Source organism: Sporosarcina sp. FSL K6-3508, from assembly GCF_038615825.1.
Lineage (GTDB): Bacteria > Bacillota > Bacilli > Bacillales_A > Planococcaceae > Sporosarcina > Sporosarcina newyorkensis.
Map to the genome: position 1 here is coordinate 620,543 of NZ_CP152016.1, position 19,016 is coordinate 639,558.

The window sequence follows — 19,016 nt, forward strand, 5'->3', positions numbered from 1 at the left end:
TGTTGGCGCTCATACTTCATCTTCTCACGCTCATAAACACTCTCTAGCCGCTCATAGCCTTCCTGCCCTGCACTTATACCTGGCAAGGGGAGAGCAGGGTACCCCGCGCTCATAAAACCTCTTCAAGCGCTCATAAACCTTAAGTCGCGCTCATAAAATTCCATGGCCGCTCATAAGTCCCGTGTCCGCGCTCATACTTCATCTTCTCGCGCTCATAAACACTCCCTAACCGCTCATAGCCCCCTCCCACTTCCCTCACACCAAGTAGGTCCAAATACACATTTTTAGCGAAACTTCATACTTCAACGACATTCTAGATGGCGAAAATCATTTCCTCCCAACAATAGATCTTGAAAATTGAATTTCATCTCCAATTTCAGCATCAAAATTGGATTACATCCAGAATGTTCCATCGTCTAGAATTCTTGCTATAATAAGCGTTACAACACTTAAACAGGAGGGAATGTATCTGATTTATAAAACACGTACCATACCTAAACTGATCATCGCCCAACATGCACTACTGAAACGACTTCCGCCTACCCATCAAAAATACGAAAAAATACGCACAGACCTTTACAACCGCAAAGCAGGATTCGGCGGGGAAAGGGAGTTTGACTATCAACTAAGGGAGTTTGCGCCAAGCTATCCACATGCTGTTTTACACGACTTGTATATAAAACAAGATCAAGTCTATTTCCAAATTGATTCACTGCTCATTACACCAAGCGTGATCGTTCTATTTGAAATCAAGAACATTGCAGGCAAATTGCAGATTAAGCAAAATCCCACACAATTCATACGGGAAACGGCGACTGGGGAGCGGACTGTGCTAAGAAGCCCGATTGAAGAATTGGAACGGAAAAAATATTTCCTTGGCAACTGGCTGAAACAGCGACAAATCGACGTACCCCTTACAGATTTTGTAGTATTCGCGTACAATAACGAACTGATTATCGAAAACATGGCCGCCCACCGCATTGCATTTTCTTATGAGATGCCAAATAAACTTCGAGCACTGGAAATGAACACCCCAATTTTGAATGAAAAGCAAGTTCAGCGGCTGGCATATGAACTGACCCACGCTCACCGGGTATTTGAACCCCACCCACTCATCCAAAAATATAAACTTTCCTTAGAAGAGCTTGAAGTGGGCGTCACTTGTCATGTTTGTAATCGCCTCACCATGAAATGGCGGCTGAGGATATGGCGGTGCCAAGCATGTGGCTATCAAGATGCAGTCTCTCATCTAAACACATTGCAAGAATGGTACTACATAAAAGGGGCACAACTCACGAACCGTCAGTTTAGACAATTCAGCGGAATTCATTCACGGCACATAGCAAAGCGATTGTTAGCCAATCCATACACAGAACTGAGTGGAAAAAACAAAACCTCCATTTACCAACTAGCTCCTCAACTTCTCGCCATGTCTACAAACTTATCATTCTAGCAAGCGCATGATTTTTCATGCGCTTCTTCGAGTCTTGATCATAAATTTGCTTCAAACGCTCATAAACCTGTAGCCCGCGCTCATAGACCTCGTGAGTGCGCTCATATAACGCCGCTTCGCGCTCATAAGCCTCTTCTGCGCGCTCATAACACTCCCAACCAACTTACAAAACGCAAGAACAATATAAATCGCACCAAATTCCCTACCAAACCCACCCCACAATCCAGTATACTCATACAAAAGGAGGTCAAATCTATGAAACTCACAAACATTCAACCGCAACACCACAAAAAACTATTCATCGGCACCACTGCCATTACTATAGCTGCCACAGCCCTCGCCGCAACCTGTGCGCCGACCGCCGAAGCTGCAACATTCAAAGACGTCCCGGCAGACCATTACGCTAATGAAGCCATTACTTACATGGCTGCCAATCAAATCATTAACGGCTATCCGGACAACACATACCGTCTCAACCAACCTGTCACGCGTGCGCAGGCTGCCAAGATGATCGCGCTCGCCATCAAAGCGAAGCCGAGCAACGCCTACAAACTGAATTTTACCGATGTACAACCGACACACGGATCGTACGACCACATTCGTGCACTCACCGAAAAAGGTTTATTCGCCAATCAATCAAAATTCAATCCGAATGCACCGCTGACACGTGGTCAAATGGCAAAACTGCTCGTTCTCGGTTACAACATCATCACCGACGACAACGACTTCATCCGTTTTGCCGACGTCACGAAGTCTAATGGCTCGTATACCTACATCATCACGATCGCGGAACTCAATATCACGACAACGCGTCCCGGCGCCGAATTCAAGCCGAATGAACCCGTCACTCGAGCACAGATGGCTGCATTTCTATACCGCACGATCGAATTCGACAACAAACGCACTAAAGGTCTGATCACCTATGATAAACAAAAGAAAATGTACATCGATAAACAACAGCAGCCGGACAAACCAGCACCGCCAAAAACGGAACAACCAAAACCCGAGCCGCCTAAACCAGAACCACCCGTCAATCAACCATCATTAGCGGCCCAAACAATCATCAATGTTAACGCCGAACGTAAAGCCGCCAAAGTCCCAAGCCTTCAGGCAGACCCGACACTCAATAAAATTGCCGCTGCCAAAGCTGAAGACATGGCAAAACACGGTGAACTTACACATACCTCTCCAACCTATGGCACAGTGCCCGAAATGCTGGAGAAATTCAACTATAAATGGAAAGCCTACGGAGAAAATATAGCAGCTGGCTACATTAGCGCCAAAGGAGTAACCGATGCCTGGCTTGCATCGCCCGGACATAAAGAAAACCTCCTTAGCCCAACATTTACTCACATGGGAGCCGGAACAGCCACCGACAAACAGGGTAAAATCTACTGGGTCAACCTATACTCGAAAAAATAAATCAATCTACTCTGCTTAATCGCAGTCATGTAGGGTATAGTGAGTAGATACAATAGTGAGTAGATACATAAGAAACCCGACCAATAAAAGGAGGAACCGCAATGAAACAAACAGTCATCGCCGCAGCCACCATTATTGCATGGCTATGCCTAGCGCCTGTGTCTCAAGCTGCCACACTGGACGAAGTCAAAGAGATCGTTGAACTTTACTACTACGGCGAGAAACCAAACAACATACAGAAAGCCAAAAACGTCAATGAAATTATTAATCAACTCGACGAATACTCCGTCTATCTGACACCAGCGGAATACAAAGACTACCTGAATCAATACGCAAGTGCAGGTACAACGACACAAGTAGCGGCAACCTCTGCACCTGTGACGAATAAAACCAATGTCCAATCACATATGATGTACGGAAATGTCGGGTATTTGAAAATTAAGACTTTTTCATCGCACCTACTAGAAGACGTTAATACCCACTGGACACGTCTTAAAAACCAAGGCGCTGAAAAACTGATTCTAGACTTACGCTTTAACGGTGGCGGCTACGTCGAAAGCGCTGAACAACTTCTCGGCTTTTTCCCGAAAGCGAAAGAAGCCTATAAACTAAAAACACGCATGGGTACAGAATCCGCAAAAGCGATTCCTGCGAAAAATCAATTTCCGGCTAACACCTATGTACTTGTCAACCGCTACTCAGCTTCCGCATCTGAAATCGTCGCAGTAAGTGTCAAAGACCAAGAAGCAGCAGTAGTAGTAGGGGAGAACACGAAAGGCAAAGGCAGCGTACAGTCCCTATTCGAACTAGCGAACGGCGGCGCACTGAAACTGACGACCGGGCACTACACTGGACCAAAAGGAACACCTGTCCAGCATAAAGGCGTCCAACCAACTATCAACATGGCACCAGGCACAGAACTGACCGGCTTGCACAAACGTCTAATTACAAGTGATCTGGCAAGTAAAAACTATAAACACGCCAAAGGGCCGACCGACGTACCGCAACAAAAAACTTTCAACGTAGAGTTCACCCAACCGATGAACTTCGGACCGGCAAAATCATACGACAAAATGGAACTTATCAAATTCGGAAGCGTCTCTATACCTACAACGAAAAAACAAACTAACAACAAAACTATGACCATACAACCCGCCAAACCAATGCAGCTTGGCGCAGAATACATGCTCATCGTTCATCCAGGAACAAAAAGTACGAGTGGACGAACTGTAAAACAAGGAACCTATACAACATTCAAAGTACAGACCACCCAAAAGAAATAAAATTGGTCGGTAAGTCAATAACTTGGTATACTGTGTAGATGAGAATATATTAATGAATATATGTTTTGTCTCTTAACTTTTAATTACTAAACAATTATAGACAGTAAAGGTACTGTACATTTCTAGGATCGAAGCAGAAGACGGGTTGCGAGGGCAGCACAACAGGTGAGACGCCGCAGAAAGTGTCCTGTCAATAGCGCGATCCCGGAGACTATCCCACGGAAAGCGAAGGTAGAAAATATTATGCAAAAGAAACTATGCGTGGTAGGCCTCGGCTACATTGGCTTGCCAACCGCTGTCATGTTCGCGAACAGCGGCCTCCAAGTACACGGCGTCGACAAAAACGAACAAGCGGTTAAACTGATCAACAACAAACAACTACATATAGAAGAAAATGGCCTGCAACAACGTTTGGAACAAGCAGTCGACGAAGGACACTTCACAGCTTCGACTACACCAGTAGAAGCAGACGTCTACATCATAGCTGTCCCGTCACCAATCAACCCGGACAACACGGCTAACTTGGAATTCATTCGCCAGGCGACAGCATCCATCGTGCCATACGTCAAAAAAGGTGCACTTGTGATTTTAGAATCCACTGTCCCGCCAAAAACAGTCGAAAATGTAATGCTGCCAGAACTGCGCAAGACAGGTCTGATCTTGGGCGAAGAACTATTCGTATCTCATTCACCAGAACGCGTTATCCCAGGCAAGATCTTCGAAGAACTTGTCAATAACGACCGCATCGTAGGCGGCATCAATCCGAAATCAGCAGAATTGACGAAAGAACTATACCAAGCTTTCGTACAAGGGACGATTCATCTTACGGACGCTACAACAGCAGAACTCGTCAAAGTAATGGAAAACACGTACCGCGACGTTAATATCGCATTTGCTAATGAACTTGCGAAAATCGCGGAAGGCATCGACGTGGACATTTGGGAAGCAATCAAGTTCGCGAACTTCCATCCACGCGTAAATATCCATACACCAGGACCAGGCGTAGGCGGTCACTGTATCGCAGTTGATCCATGGTTCCTAGTTGAACTGGCACCGGACAAAGCGGATATCATTAAAAAGGCACGTCTGACAAATGACGGTATGCCGCTGTATACTGCACATAGAGCGCAGAAACTACTTTCGCAATTCGGTATCGAAAACGGCAAAGTGGCGGTTCTCGGACTAGCTTTCAAAGGAAACGTCGACGACATGCGCGAAAGCCCGGCCACAAAAGTCATCGAAGCACTGCAAGGACTGGGCATGGAAGTCAATTCCTTTGATCCACACATCAAGGAACTGCAGCACCCGACGCAAACTGCAACAATAGAAGAGGCAATCCAAGACGCCGATCTTCTTCTATTAACTACCGATCATGATGAATTCAAACAGCTTGACCCAGCGAGTCTGAAAACAAAACAACCGAGACCGATTATGCTCGATACAAAAAATGCCCTTAATCCTGATAGATGGGAGCAAGCAGAATATCGCTTCTTCAAACTAGGAGACGGCAAAAAAGAGGGACAGCTTTACTCATGAAAGAAGAAATACTAGGCGTTAACGTCAACACCGAAAACTATGATGAACTGATTCCGAAGGTTTTCGCGAATATAGATGAAGGAAAAAAATCACTCGTCGTTGCGATCAACCCTGAAAAGCTCATGAAAGCGAAAGAAGACGCCGAACTAAAAGCACTGCTAAACCGGGCGGAATTCCAAATCCCGGATGGCATCGGCGTCATCCTCGCTTCCAAGCTGAAAAAAGGCCAGATTCGCTCACGCGTCACCGGCATCGACATGATGGACCGCATTGTACAAGAAGCAGCCAAAAGAGGAAAGCGAATCTTCCTATACGGCGCCAAACCCGGAGTAGCGGACGCTGCCGCTAAGAGATTACAAGAACTTCATCCTGACATTCAAATCGCAGGCGTCCAGCACGGCTATGAAAAAGACACGCAAGTAGTACTCGACACGATAAACAAAGCTCAACCCGACATTTTATTCGTCGCCATGGGCTCACCAAAACAAGAACAATGGATTGAACAACACCGAAACCAGCTACACCCGATTCTCTACCAGGGAGTAGGCGGCTCATTCGACGTCCTAGCTGGTAACATTAAACGCGCTCCTGTTGCATTCCAAAAAGCAGGAGCGGAATGGTTGTATCGTTTAATGCTTGAACCAAGCCGGATCAAACGGCAAATGAATCTACCAAAGTTTTTGGTTGAGGTATATAGGAAAAAGTGAGTCGTAGATGAATGCTTGCGATTTGAAATGACGGAAAGAAATTTTATTTCAATATTAAAACACAAACTATCAAACACATCTTGTAATCTAGTAAACTTAATGATAGAATACGGAAGTGTAAGGATAATTTTCTCTTAGCATATAGCACAATGCCACGCGAAGCGTAACGGTTGGTTGACCGCAAACAAAAAGGCTTGAACAGTTCCCATCTGTTCAAGCCTTTTTGTATGTCGTTTTTCCAAGAGTAGCCAAATGACCCTATTTTAAAAAAGTCTTGGCAAATACTTGCATCTTCTAGAAATTTCGGTAGAATAGAAGTTGCGGCGAAAAAGAATTGTCGATGTTTGTTAGTAATCTAGCAAACTTTCTAAATTTCAATTGACATCTCGACCGTTCTTATCTATACTTTACTGTGTAATGCCTACTACTTTCATACATAGGTAGTAAACCGGCAAAAACAGAGATACCTAAGAGGAGGAAATTATTCAATGGCTAACCAACCAACGAAATATCGCAAGTTTGTAGTAGGGGCTGCTTCAGCTGCTCTAGTAGCATCAGCAGTAGCACCAGTTGCATTCGCGGCAGATTTTTCTGACACAAAAGGCAACACGCACGAAGAAGCAATCAACGCACTATCTGAAGCGGGTGTAATCAAAGGGTACGAAGACGGTACATTCAAACCGAACAAAACTTTGACTCGTTCTGACGTAGTTAAATTGATGGGTAAATGGCTTGTATCAGAAGGCTATAAAGTGCCAACTGACGCTCAATCAAAACCACGTTTCGCAGACCTAAAGTCTACTTCAAACAAAGAATTGCTTGAAATGGCTGCAGTAGTTTACGATAACGGTGTGTTCGTAGGAACTCCAGATGGCAAACTAGATCCAACTGGCGACATCACTCGTGAAAACATGGCAATCGTTCTTGTTCGCGCATTCGACCGCGTACATGACATCGATCTTGCTTCATATGTTGCAGACCAAGATTTCAAAAAAGACGTTACTGACCTAGGTAAAGCGAAAGCTGAAGCACGTCCAGCAATCGACGTATTGGACTTCTTCGACATCACAAACCCAGCTGCACCTGAGTTCAACCCTAAAGCTACAACTACTCGTGGTCACTTTGCTACATTCCTACACAAAACTATCAACGCAGACTTCTCTGATGTTGAAGGTGGAGTAGTAGCACCAGGAGTTGCTTCAGTTAAGGCGGTTAACGCTACAACTGTTGAAGTTGCATTCAAGGATTCAGTTGAAAATCTTAACTCTTTGAACTTCAAAATCGACGGTTTGACTGTATCTAACGCTGCAGTAAAACAAACTGACAACAAAACTGTTGTTCTAACAACTGCTGTTCAAAAAGGTGGAGAAAAGTACACAGTTACTTTGAATGAGAAGGCTATTGGTTCATTCACTGGCGTATCTGCTGTAATTCCATCTACAATTAAAATGACTCAAACATCCGTACAAGGTAAAGTGGGTCAACAAGTTATTCTTACTGCTGACGCTGGCGTTAAAGAAGCTGGAATTCCTGTTACTTTCAACGTAGATGCAGTTGGAACAACATTAAACAAAGACCAAGTATTTGAAGCAGTAACAAATGCAGATGGTATCGCTACATTCTCTTATACACAATACAATGCTGGTATTGACTCAGTTGCAGTTTATCCTACAGGCGCACCTACTACTCGTGATGTAGCTCAAGTTGTATGGGGTGTAGATACAGTTCTAGAAATCTCTTCAGTAGATGAAAAAGTAGGAAATTCTTTATCTAATGGGGATAGCAAACTTTATAAAGTAACATATAAAAACCCTGAAACTGGAAAGCCTGTATCAGGACAAAAAATTGATTTGTCATTCTTAGAAAACATTAATGTGAATCCAGATCAGTTATCAACTGCGAAAATTAATGGGATTAATCCATCACAATTAAGCAATGGAACAACTCCTGTAACTGTTGAAGTGATAACTAACTCTAAAGGTGAAGCTACTTTCTCTGTTTCAGGTACTAACACTTCTGCAACTCCAGTAGCGTTTATTGAAAACGTTGGAACAGATGATAATAAATTAGATCAAAAAGAACTACGTGTTACTACAGACAAAGTTACATTTACTTCTGTACAAGCCGAATATGAAATGAAAATCGCTTCTAAAACAGGTCAAGAAGCTGCAATTGGAACTTCAAATGGACGTACTTTCCAAGTTGAAGTTAAAGATAAAGCAGGTAAAGTTGCAGCTGGTCAAACAGTCAATGTGGCATTCAATGAAAATCTTGACCGTGTGATTAGCACTGAAACGTCTGCAGAATTTAAAACAGATGCTTCAAAAGGTGTTACTGGTGATACTAAACAAATCGCTGTTCGTTTAGATAAAGATGGTAAAGGTGAATTTACTATCTATAGTGGTAAAGTTAATGACTATGCAACTCCAATAGCATGGATCGATATTAACGACTCTACTTCTGTTGAAGGAAACCTTGATGAAGGTGAAGTCACAGTCTTGGCTGAAAAAACTTACTTTGCGGCTGAAAAAGTTATCGGTGGTAAACTAGAAGTTAAGAATGCAGATGGTGACGAAGATACTACATTTGAAGGTACAGATAAAGCATCATTTGCATTCGCTGCAGCTAACCAATCTGGTAAAGCTGTTACGAATCAAGGGGTAAAAGTATCTTATACAGTTAAGAATACTGGAGCCAATGATGTAACTGTACAGGTTCTAGGAAAATCTGATGTAGTAGTAGCGCCAGGAAAAACTGCTACTGTTGATCGTGATACTACTACAGGAGTAAATTCAATTGATGTTTACTCAGCAGGTAATAAAACAACTTCAGTTGAAGTAACTGCTAATGGAACTACAAATGATAATGATAGAGTATTCTTGGGTCAGCACACTGCAAAAGCAACATTCACTTCAACAACTGAAGTAGCACCTACTTTAACTGGTGATATCGTTGCAATTGATACAAAAGAAAAAGAAGTAACTTTCAATGGCAAAGAACCAGTAAGCTATAAAGGTGCTTCATTCAAGAACGCTGCTGGAAACGTAATTGATGAAGACGCATTTGAAACTGCTGTTCTTGGTGGTGTTAAGGCAACTTACGTTAAAGATTCTGCAGATAAAGTTTCGATTGAAATTATTCAAGCTGGAACAGGTTCAGTTCCTGATTTAGCTACACCAGTTACAGCTCCTGTAACTAATACAACGCTTAACTTAGGTCAAGCTGACACAGCTGTTTCTTCAGATACAGGTGTTGTAACTGCTAAAACTACAGCTACTGGCGTAGAATTAACTGCTAAAAAAGAAGGAACAGCTACAGTAACAGTAACTGAAGCTGGAGCAGCAGGAATAGCTGATGATAAAGTAGCAACAATCGTTGTAACTGTATCAAAACATGCAGTTACTGGTGTATTAAGCATCGGCACGGTTGTAACTCCTTATGCAGCACCTGATACAACTGGTCCATCAATTACAGGCATTGTATATGCTGCAGGCACTCCTAATACAATTACTGTTACATTTGATGAAGCTATTGATGACTCAGCATCAGACTTTGCAACAATTGCAAAGTATGCTTTAACTGGAACAGCTGTTGATGCAGGTCAAACAGTAGCAAGTGTGGCTACTGGTACTACAGCTGATGACAATACAATCGTATTGACTTTAGATGCTGCTCTAGCGACTACAGGAAATGTAACTTTAACTGTTGCAGATGCAGGAGTATTTAAAGACCTTGTAGGAAATGCAAGTACTGCTAACCAAACAGCAGCAGACACAGATACTTCAAATACTACAGCAAACTAATAAGCTATGCTTGTAGTTTAGGTGTCAGGTTCTCACATAATTAAGAAATAATTTTTATGATATGATAGTCTGGCAACTGAAGAAAGATCCTGTGGAGAGCAATCTCTGCAGGGTCTTTTTCTATTCTGAGAATTCCCCTTCTCTGTACTTACTGTAAAATACAAACAAGCCCTCTTTCCAATTAAGGATAGAGGGCCTGTTGTGTTGCAAGGTTGCCGTTTTTACCAAACGGCAACCTTGCAATCCATGTCATATACTTTTTCAACTGATGGTTCTTCTGAGCCTCCAAGCAAGAAGCGGTTTACACTGTCGCCTTCAAAAAGTCCATCCGGACAGAAATCACTAAGATTTCTCCGGATGGCTTTTCTTATTCTCATGAAAAGTATCAGAAATCCGTCTTCACTCCATTCATACAGTATACAAAAAAGTGCCCATAAGAAAAGAAAGGCATGCCAAAGAAGCCTTTCTTGAAAGGTAAAAAAATTTGAGCGAGTGAAGACTGGGCTAAGCTGCCTTCTTATATGTATGATAGAGACCATTTAGTACAGGTATCGCCTCGAGTTTTGTCTCTTCCGCTGAAGTCGGGAGATACGTTGATGAAGTAGTTGGCGTCTTGCCGTTTATGCCTTGATGTGTCCGATCATTGTTGTAATAGCTGATGTATTCTCGTAACAGTGAATGTAAATGTCGCTCATTCAGTGGGATGATGTAGTCCAACAGTTCTCTCTTCACCGTACCAATGACTCTTTCTGCATAGGGATTTTGCCATGGCGAGCGATTGTTTTACTATAATAGGTAACAACTTCGTTCTAGTATGCTATTCTTATAGTATTACAATAAAGATGGTGAAACGATGAAGATTGTCTTTTTTATTTTGCTGGTTCTCCCCATACCTCTCTATATTAACGATCATCCCTTTTTATGTTGGCTTGCAGTGTGCAATGCAGCATCGTATCTTGTCACCTTCAAAAAGTCCATTCGGAGAGAAATCATTAGAATTACTTCGGTTGGTTTTTCTTTTTTGATGTTATCAATCAGAAACTGGGCTTCACTTCCTCCATTCTATATTCCAAAAAAGTGAACGTAAAAAAGAAAGGCATGCCAAATAAGCCTATCTTAAAGGTTTTTAAAAATATTTTGGCGAGTGGATAGTAGGCTATGCTGCCTTCTTGTATGTATGATAGAGGCCATTCAACACGGGAGTCGCCTCTAATTTTGTGTCTTCCGCCAAAGTAGGAAGGTAAACAGGTGAAGGTATTGGCGTCTTGCCGTTGATTCCTTGATGAGTGCGATCGTTGTTGTAATAAACTACGTATTCACGAAGTAGGGAATGCAAATGCCGTTCATTCAGTGGAATGATGTGGTCCAACAGTTCTCTCTTCACCGTTCCAATAACTCTTTCTGCATAGGGATTCTGCCATGGCGAGCGATAGGCAGTCTTCTTCGAAGAAATTCCTGATGATTGCAAAAATGATTGGAAGGCTTTGGAACAGAAAATTAGGTCGTTGTCATGTACTAAATATTTGGGTGCTTTCCCAAAAGGCGTTGCATTCCGAAATTGCTGGATAGTCCATTCGGCTGTTGGGTTTGTGGTAACGGCGAAGTATACGATTTCACGGCTCTGGTGGTGGATAACGACCAAGCCGTACAGCACTCGGAACTTTATTGTAGGGATGGTAAAGAAATCAGTAGCCCACAGATCGTGATGATGGTTACTCAGGAACAACTTCCAGGATTGCACCTGTTTTTGCGAAGGTGGCTTTCTGGTGGTAGGCAGATATTTGGCGATTGTATTCGGTGCAGGCGACTTTTCAATCCCTAAAGTTAGCAACCTTTCATGAATTTTCTCCGGTGATAACAAGGGATTTTCCTTATGTATGCGTTTGATTAATTGGATGGTTGCAGATGATAAATTGGGTCGACCTATTTTCTTCGATATTCGCTGCCAATGGAACTTGAAAGCTGTCGATGCCAACGAATGACAGTCTCGGGCTGGACGATCAGCAGTACCTCTTTCCAATTCCTTAGATGTTTGGAGAGGAACACCCAGAGCTGTCGAAATGCTGGCGTTGACGTGGGATTTGGTAGTTTTTCTTTCTCGTATCGTTGAATGTATAATGCCAGCTGGCTTCTGAGAGCGATGTTTTCCATCCTGACCGCTTGTGTCGATTGGAAGTAGAGTCGCAGGAAGCGCCCCAGGTAATGTAGCCATTCTTTGCAACAGTTACGTAACTTATTCATGTTCACGAAGATCCCTCCTAGTTTGATTCAGATTTACATCTATTGTAACGGAAAGTTTCAAGGTCTAAATAGAGGCGGAATTTTCTTTGTACATTAATTGAAGCTCCCTGTGTGCCACACAATTCAGACACTATTCTGACGATAAGTCAGCCTAGTATCTGAAGAAATAAGTTCCTGTAGAGAGAAATCTCTGTAGGATCTTTTTCTATTCTGAGAATGCTCCTTCCTGATACTTATATTCTGAACGTAAAAGAAACTCTTGATCTAATAACAGAGTAAGAGACAAAAAAGGAATCTACTGATCAAGGAATCGGGTGGTTAATTGCATTATCTAAAGTCAAAAAATTGTTTGGGGAACCGGTAACCTATTTTAAGTTCCACGCATCGAATGAAAGGTCTATAGATGTTTAAGTTTTTGTGTGAGGAAAAGTATATAAGTATTAAAATATTATCATATGAAAATAGCTTTTTATGTATCCTCATGGTTGATCTTAATAAAGCTATCAGCTCATTCCATTCTATGATATGATCAAAAGTAACTAGAAAAGGAGTGAAGTAAATGAGTAAATTGGTATTGAAATCAGTAATAATGTTCCTATTGATCGGTAGCATCTATATACTTGCACCACAAGACGCCGATGCTGCAAAAGGTACAGAGATGTACGTGAATGCCAAAAATGACATTATTCTGCGTGTAAAACCGGACCAGCATGCCAATAGGCTGGGTACGGTAAAAAATAAGTCAAAAGTGACGGTCCTCTCTTCTTCAAAGGGCTGGTCATATATTCAGGCAGGGAATAGCAAGGGGTATGTATATACCTCTGCGCTTTCTAAGAAGAACCCAAATGCAGTTCCTGCTCCAACAACCGTGAGCGGCGGGCTAATGCCTGTGAACGGCCTGATCCTATCATATTCACCTTCATTCATGGAAGGTGATGGAAAAGAGACATTCAAAGTAAAGAGAGAGGGCAGCTCAGCATATTTATATAGCAGCGATAGCTACTCCTCTTATGACTACCCGAAGTATGCGTATTCCGAGAGAGATGGATATTTCCGGATGGGTGTCTCTGAGTCTGATTTTACTTTCGTGGAAACTCCACTCCCTATAAAACAGGGAAGTTATGTCACTATTTACGGTATGGAGTCCAGTTATAAGGTGCTTATAGAGAGTACGACTAAAACCATTAAAGTAAAGGCTGGTACTTTCAAAAATGTTGTCATCCTACGCTTTCCAAACGGGGCAAGGGAGTATTTGGCCAAGGGAGTAGGAATTATTAAGAGTACAGATAATAAAGGTAATATCTATACAGAATTAGTAGCTGTAAAGCAGGGGAAATAACAAAAATAGCCTTCTGATTTATTGATCAGGAGGCTATTTTCCACATCAGGTCGGTTATTTTTCAATTAGCGGTATAATTTGCAAAACCCATTATTCTTTTTACCCCCACTGATTTACGATGAATAAAAACTGCGAATTAATCAACAGCTTTTTAGCAAAAGGAGTCTAACATGAATAAAAAAATCCTATTATCCACACTTGCTGCACTCCCCCTTATCCCGGTGATCGCTGTCCAGGCAGAAGCGGCAGATTTCAAAGACATAAATAGCGACAATTTGTTTTTTCCTATTATTAAAGATATGAGAGACAGAGGAGTCATTAACGGTTATCCGGACGGTACATTTAGACCCAGTGAACTCATCTCCAGGAAGCATATCGCCATCTTGATAGACAGGACCATTGATTTAAAACCCACCAGAAAAGCGGCTGTCTTTAAAGATGTCCCGAAAACACACCCATACTATAATGCTGTCCAAAAACTCTACCGGGCAGGCATTATCGATGGGGATAACGGGTATTTTTATCCAGAAGCCCCTATCACACATGCACAGATGTCCAAAATTCTGGTCAATGCTTATTCTTTGAAAGTGAAGGCGCCATATGACTTCATCGATATGCAAACAGATCACTGGGCTAAGCCTTATGCACGTGCGCTTTATTCCAACGGGATCTTTGAAAGACCCGATGGCAGATTCCAGCCTAATCAACAAGTGACCCGTCTTGACTATACTTTACTGATAAACAATATTATTTATATGGACAAGAATTTTGTAGCAAAACCGATTCATATGCATAGAGATGGGTTCTTTCCAAGGCAAATAGGTATAAAAATTCCTAATGGATGGACAGATGCAAAGGTGGATGAGCATATGAAACGGATTAGAGAAACCGTTTTTGAACATAAGTATAAAACCCAGCAAAACTTCGGTCGGGGCACTTTGGGTTTAGACGCCGCAAGTGACCGCAGCTATGTTGAGAAACATATTAATGGAATTGGTTCCCCGATCACTTTCGAGGAGTGGGTAAACGCTATCAATTATGCAATCAAGACCGGAGACGTTTATATCGATCCTTCGCATGAATTTGCTGTCTATGCTACTTACGGATATACGAAAGACCGTTATAAGGATTCTATCTACGGACTGTGGCTTGTGCGCTAAAAGAGTTGCTGTTAGTTCAAGGTACCTGTGCGCCACACAATTTAGACACTTCTTTGAATACGTGGCGATCTAGGATCTGAAGAAATATGATCCTGCGGAGAGCAATCTCTGCAGGTTCTTTTTTGTGCCTAAATTTTAATAATACAAGAAGGACTTAGAATATTTGATAATTGGGCGATGCTACGTGGATTAAGCCAGGAGACTTTGCGGGGATATAAGATCGATAGCTGCCAATTTATGAAATGGTTTTTACCGCGGGAGGTAACAGAGATTACAGGAGAATTAATTGAGGAATTCATGCGCTACTTAATAATTGAAAGAGGATGTTAACCCACTACTATCAATCGGAAATTGAATACATTAGATCGACTATTCTATTGTTTAAAGAGAAAAGGATTTATTATGAAAAATCCACTGGAAGAAGTGGATCTGTAGAAAACTATAGAGAAAGAGAGGAATTACCTCACTCGGCGAGAACTGAGTACGTTACTAGCAGCAATTGATCATGAAATACTTTATCCCTTTATTTTTACGATGATTCATACAGGAATGCGAGTGAGTGAATGCCGGAATTTAAAACTTGCAGATGTGAATTTAAATGAAAGAATTATTTTCATTCGAAAAGGTAAGGGTGGAAAGCATAGAGAATTGCCGATGAGTCCTCAATTAGTTGAACAGCTTACATCTTATTTGACAAAAGTTCGTCCTGACACAGACTCTCTTTTATTTTTTTCCTTGAAAAGGACAGGGGAGGTCATTATCCAATATGTTAATAAAATATTGCAGGTTGCTTCGCAAAAAGCTGGGATTAATAAACATGTAACGAGTCATATTTTACGTCATTCTTTTGCCAGCTTTTTAGTTAAGCAGGAGACACATATTGCAGTTATTCAAAAGCTATTGGGACATGCTAGTTTAAAAACAACGTCTGTTTATTTGCATGTACCTCATAAAGAGATGCGGGAAGCGGTGGAGCGATTCGACTTTGGATAAATGCCGCCCATCGTACTCACTGTCTATATGATATAATTACAACGTTTAACATAGTCTTATATACTACTAAGCTACTCAAAAGGAGCTAACTCAAATGAAGCTAAAACTGCAATCGTTTCTTCTGTTCTCTCTAGCATTGTTCTTTATTCCGTCAAGTGTACTTGCTGGTTCTGAGCCGGTGAATGAAGTTCGCCAGCTGATCGAAAGTGAATATGTTGATATAGTGCCTGATTCTGTGCTGAATAAGCCTACAATTTCAGAACTACTAGAAGAGCTAGATCCGTATACGAACTTTATGTCGAAAAATGAATTTGAGCAGTTTATGAATGGCATTGAGCAACGGATTGTCGGGGTTGGAGTTGTACTGGAAGAACATGAGCGGGGTGTCCAAATTGTTTCTGTTGTACCTGGCGCACCTGCCGATCAGGCCGGTATTTTAGCCGGTGATATTATTACACATGCGGATGGTGAGGAGTTGGCGGGTAAATCTGTGCAGGCGGCCATCCCGTTCATTAGCGGATCAGCCAACACACCAGTAACTTTGACAATTGAACGTCCTTCTGTAAAGCCCTTTAGGAAAACATTGAGACGACAAGAAATTCAACTTGTGAATGTGGAACAGATGATGCTGGGAGGTAACGTAGGATATATTCGTCTTCATAGCTTTTCGGAAGATGCAGCAAAGAGTATCCAAAAAGCAATCCGGCAAATGCCAGAAGTTGAGAGTTGGATCTTAGACTTGCGCGATAATGGCGGTGGACATGTTGGAGCAGCACAGCAAGTGATGGGCTTGTTCACGAAGATGAAACAGGCATATCAGATAAAGTATCGAGATAAAACCGAGACCTTTCCAGTCATTGAGCAACCTATCCAGTTTCATGGCCCGGTTGCGTTGCTTGTTAACAGTTACAGTGCCAGCGCTTCAGAAATGGTGGCGGCTTCTGTGAAGGAGCGGAAAGCGGCAACGCTCTATGGTCAAACAACATATGGAAAAGGATCCATGCAGACAATGTACCAACTTTCTGATGACAGTGTCTTGAAGATGACCATTGCGCGTTTCTTGTCACCTGGAGGAAAGAAAGTCGATCAAGTAGGGGTGAAGCCGGATACCCTAACGAAAGAAGGCATGGAAATCCAAGTAGCTCACGAGCATCAATTAATTAGCCAATGGAGCAACTACAAACGATTGCCCGCATTGGATGCTGTTCCAGTTACCAAAACATTTGATGTAGAGATGACCATGCCAATGAAGTGGAACGACTCAGAGTTCAAAGAAGCAATCCAGTTGATCGAATTGGGTGGAGGGGAACAAGCAGTTACGGTTGAAAAGAAAAATGGACGGACAATCACTGTAAAACCTGAAAAACAGCTGAAAGCAGGTGCATCTTATATATTAGTTATTCATCCAAAATGGAAGAATCTACAGGGGAAGCTTATGAAGCAAGGTGTGTATATGGGTGTGACAGTTGATGGGAAGTGAAATCAGTTCCTCTTCTATTAACATATTGCAATCTTATTCTAATTCGTATGCAGAGAAGGAATTCGATTAGATAGAAAAACTATACAAAATGTGACGCAAATAAGAATGCCCGCAATGCTTGGGCATTCTTATTTGCATTCTACTTACTGGTAGTACAACACTCAATTCACTTCACTGAATAACAACAAATCATTTCAAGAATGCACGGCCGGTCTTGTTCATCTCATTCTATTGAAGATTAACATGCCGGCGTAGGGCTGCGGCCATTTTGATTTCGTTCTGGAATTTGGCTTACGGAGCTAGATAATGTGTCATTGGAAAAAACTTTCTTTTTAAATAGAAGGGAGGGGCGAAAAGGATACAGTTCGCTCATTTTTTCAGATAACAGGACTTGTAAACAATATGAAGTAGATGTTGAGCTGAAATCGATTTTGCAACCTCCATACAAAGGTGACATCTTGTGAAAAAATGTAAGTTAGTTTAAATAGTTATCTGCCCTCCAATGACTGTCGTGAGGAGGTGTTGTGTAAAGAAAATTCCTTAGTTTTCTCTCTTTTTTCATTCATAAAAAGTTGTGCATTGGTACGAAAGTGAGCGGAAAAAAATGAAGTTTTCTTAGGGTGAAAATACTCGGTGAAATATGTAGACTATTTGGAATTTTTGGGATATGATAGGTAAAATGACAGGGGAACAAGGTTATGGATAATTGTGAAATGAAATAAAGACGAGTAGGAGTTATAAGAAATTTGGTAAAGATATGTTCAAATTTCCATGCTAGATCAACGTGTACATAAAGATAATCGTTAGTTATATAAGGGTAGGAAAAAAATGACGCATTGGTGAATGGGCTGCGCCTTGAAGGAGGTGATTGATGGGTGAGGGAATGGAAAAGAAGAATCCTCGAGTATTGATAGTCTGGCCAGACCTACTCGAGGATATCCGATTGGAGTATACCAATCTAGTAAGAGTATACTCCTTTTTTGTTGAATTCTAAAGCGTTTAAGAAAAAAGGGGGAAACTAAAATGAAAATAACAACGGACTATGTAGTAAACAAAGGGACTAGCGTAATCTATCCAGACTATACGGACGAAGGAAAGTTGCAATCTGTGGTGATGGAAAATAGTGAATTATATAAGGTAGATCAAAAGCCAACTACATTAATTGACCATAATCTTCGCTATTATGGATCAAGCTTGCGAGGCGCCAATGAGAGCTCGCGCTTAATCTTAGGCAATGTTATGATGTCGCCTGTTGTCATCAATGAACTGTTGAATTTATTTTTCTTTCCGAGTAAATCCCCTTACAAACCTGACTGCATCTGGTTTGCGCTCTATCACATCCAAGATTACATTGGGATCAGCAAGAAACGAACAAGCGTCAGATTCATTAACGGGGCAAGAATTCTAGTAGATCTCAGTTATAGTTCATTTAATAGCCGTTACGAAAAAGCATGTAAACATAAGAAGGAAATTGAGGGACGGACGAATCAATTACTCATTTATGAATCGAATCGTACGGCTACATACCTGATAAGCAAAGATAGCCGGAATCGGAATTATGGAGTGGTGGAGGAGTAGAAAATAGGTATCCATATAATC

At 41.8% G+C, this 19,016-nt stretch carries 12 protein-coding genes and 1 pseudogene; 11 read left to right on the top strand and 2 right to left on the bottom strand.

Annotation, left to right across the window (positions count from 1 at the left end; genetic code table 11):
- Positions 1–463 precede the first annotated feature (463 nt).
- The 6 genes from MKX97_RS02920 (at position 464) to MKX97_RS02945 (ending at position 10,204) form a co-directional block, all read left to right on the top strand.
- Positions 464–1,453, top strand: a complete 990-nt coding sequence (locus MKX97_RS02920) for a nuclease-related domain-containing protein (RefSeq protein WP_342536904.1) — start codon at positions 464–466, stop codon at positions 1,451–1,453.
- 255 nt (positions 1,454–1,708) lie between these two features.
- Positions 1,709–2,875, top strand: coding sequence for an S-layer homology domain-containing protein (locus MKX97_RS02925; RefSeq protein WP_342536905.1), 1,167 nt, complete (start codon positions 1,709–1,711; stop codon positions 2,873–2,875).
- Positions 2,876–2,976: 101 nt separating this feature from the next.
- A complete protein-coding gene (locus tag MKX97_RS02930; RefSeq protein ID WP_342536906.1) occupies positions 2,977–4,158 on the top strand; it encodes a S41 family peptidase in 1,182 nt (393 codons plus the stop codon).
- 243 nt (positions 4,159–4,401) lie between these two features.
- Positions 4,402–5,694, top strand: coding sequence for a nucleotide sugar dehydrogenase (locus tag MKX97_RS02935; protein WP_342536907.1), 1,293 nt, complete (start codon positions 4,402–4,404; stop codon positions 5,692–5,694).
- Positions 5,691–6,401 (top strand): WecB/TagA/CpsF family glycosyltransferase, encoded by a 711-nt coding sequence (locus MKX97_RS02940; protein ID WP_342536908.1) that lies wholly within the window; start codon positions 5,691–5,693, stop codon positions 6,399–6,401. The genes MKX97_RS02935 and MKX97_RS02940 overlap by 4 nt, the downstream gene beginning before the upstream one ends.
- A gap of 488 nt (positions 6,402–6,889) precedes the next feature.
- Positions 6,890–10,204, top strand: coding sequence for an S-layer homology domain-containing protein (locus MKX97_RS02945; protein ID WP_342536909.1), 3,315 nt, complete (start codon positions 6,890–6,892; stop codon positions 10,202–10,204).
- Positions 10,205–10,708: 504 nt separating this feature from the next.
- On the opposite strand, the pseudogene MKX97_RS02950 reads toward MKX97_RS02945, so the two are convergent.
- Positions 10,709–10,969 (bottom strand): annotated as a pseudogene (locus tag MKX97_RS02950) (integrase core domain-containing protein); the annotation flags it as partial.
- A 391-nt stretch (positions 10,970–11,360) separates the two neighbouring features.
- On the bottom strand, positions 11,361–12,416 hold the full coding sequence (locus tag MKX97_RS02955) for an integrase core domain-containing protein (RefSeq protein WP_342536910.1): 1,056 nt from the start codon (positions 12,414–12,416) through the stop codon (positions 11,361–11,363).
- A 588-nt stretch (positions 12,417–13,004) separates the two neighbouring features.
- Here MKX97_RS02955 and MKX97_RS02960 point away from each other — a divergent pair.
- The 5 genes from MKX97_RS02960 (at position 13,005) to MKX97_RS02980 (ending at position 18,995) form a co-directional block, all read left to right on the top strand.
- Entirely contained in the window at positions 13,005–13,784 is a 780-nt protein-coding gene (locus MKX97_RS02960) for an SH3 domain-containing protein (protein WP_342536911.1), read from the top strand.
- Positions 13,785–13,954: 170 nt separating this feature from the next.
- Positions 13,955–14,944 carry an S-layer homology domain-containing protein gene (locus MKX97_RS02965; RefSeq protein WP_342536912.1) on the top strand — a complete coding sequence of 330 codons (990 nt, stop codon included), beginning with the start codon at positions 13,955–13,957 and terminating at the stop codon, positions 14,942–14,944.
- A 441-nt stretch (positions 14,945–15,385) separates the two neighbouring features.
- On the top strand, positions 15,386–15,937 hold the full coding sequence (locus MKX97_RS02970) for a tyrosine-type recombinase/integrase (RefSeq protein ID WP_342537473.1): 552 nt from the start codon (positions 15,386–15,388) through the stop codon (positions 15,935–15,937).
- A 94-nt stretch (positions 15,938–16,031) separates the two neighbouring features.
- Entirely contained in the window at positions 16,032–17,417 is a 1,386-nt protein-coding gene (locus MKX97_RS02975) for a S41 family peptidase (protein WP_342536913.1), read from the top strand.
- Between the two features lie 1,023 nt (positions 17,418–18,440).
- On the top strand, positions 18,441–18,995 hold the full coding sequence (locus tag MKX97_RS02980) for a competence protein ComK (protein ID WP_078817066.1): 555 nt from the start codon (positions 18,441–18,443) through the stop codon (positions 18,993–18,995).
- The last annotated feature ends 21 nt before the right edge of the window (positions 18,996–19,016 follow it).